The sequence below is a fragment of the Mesorhizobium sp. M7A.F.Ca.CA.001.10.2.1 genome (assembly GCF_003998575.1).
Lineage (GTDB): Bacteria > Pseudomonadota > Alphaproteobacteria > Rhizobiales > Rhizobiaceae > Mesorhizobium.
The window spans coordinates 1-932 of the sequence record NZ_RZQY01001141.1 but is presented as its reverse complement, the minus strand read 5'-3'; the positions used below and the strand labels follow the sequence as shown (position 1 = coordinate 932).

The following is a 932-nucleotide window of genomic DNA, read 5'->3' as shown; positions in this document are numbered from 1 at the left end:
CGCCCTGGCCCGACATGGCGGATGACGCCCTCATCGAGCGCCTCGACGACTGGCTGCTGCCTTACCTGTCCGGCGCGGCATCCTTTGCCGCCATCGATGCGGGCGTTGTCTCGGCCGGGCTGGCCAGCCTCGTGCCACACGATCTGCAGCGCAGGATCGATACGCTGGCGCCGACCCATTTCGGTGCTCCGTCGGGCAGCCATGTGCCGATCCGCTATGACGGCGAATGGCCGGTGCTGGCGATTCGCGTGCAGGAGCTGTTCGGCCTCGACCGCCATCCTTCGATCGCCAATGGCGCCGTGCCGCTGACGCTCGAACTCCTGTCGCCGGCACACCGGCCGATCCAGACGACGCGCGACCTGCCCGGCTTCTGGCGGGGCTCCTGGGCCGATGTGCGCGCCGACATGCGCGGCCGCTATCCCAAGCATGTCTGGCCGGAAAACCCGCTGCTCGCGACCGCCACCGCCCGCGCCAAACCCAGAGCATGATCCCAAAAAGTGGAAGCCGGTTTTTGGAAAAGATCATGCTCAAACAAGAAGTAGAGCCCCGTTCCGACTCCTCGGATTGGGGCGGTACCTAGCGTTTGCCGCTTCGCGGCTGTAACTCATGGCCATGATCAACGTTTTGCGTTCGCCCGATTTCCAGCAGAGCCAGAGATTGCGCCTCAACACGCTGATCCGGTTGCGCTGGCTTGCCATTGTCGGTCAGAGCCTGACGGTGCTCGTCGTCGCCTATGGGCTGAAGTTTCCGCTGCCGGTCAGCCTCTGCTTTGCCCTGATCGCCTGTTCGGCATGGATGAACCTGTTTCTCGCCTTCCGCTTTCCGGCGGCGCACCGGCTCACGCCGCTTGCCGCCTTCGGCATCCTCATCTTCGACAGCCTGCAGCTTGCCGGCCTGCTCTATATGACCGGTGGCCTCACCAACCCGTTCTC

1 protein-coding gene and 1 pseudogene are annotated in these 932 nt (G+C 64.6%); both read left to right on the top strand.

Annotated features, from left to right (window positions below):
* A partial coding sequence (locus EN964_RS35715) for an ATP-dependent helicase C-terminal domain-containing protein (protein ID WP_281059604.1) occupies positions 1 to 488 on the top strand: 488 nt, incomplete at its 5' end.
* 118 nt (positions 489 to 606) lie between these two features.
* Positions 607 to 932, top strand: a pseudogene (locus EN964_RS35710) (sensor histidine kinase); the annotation flags it as partial.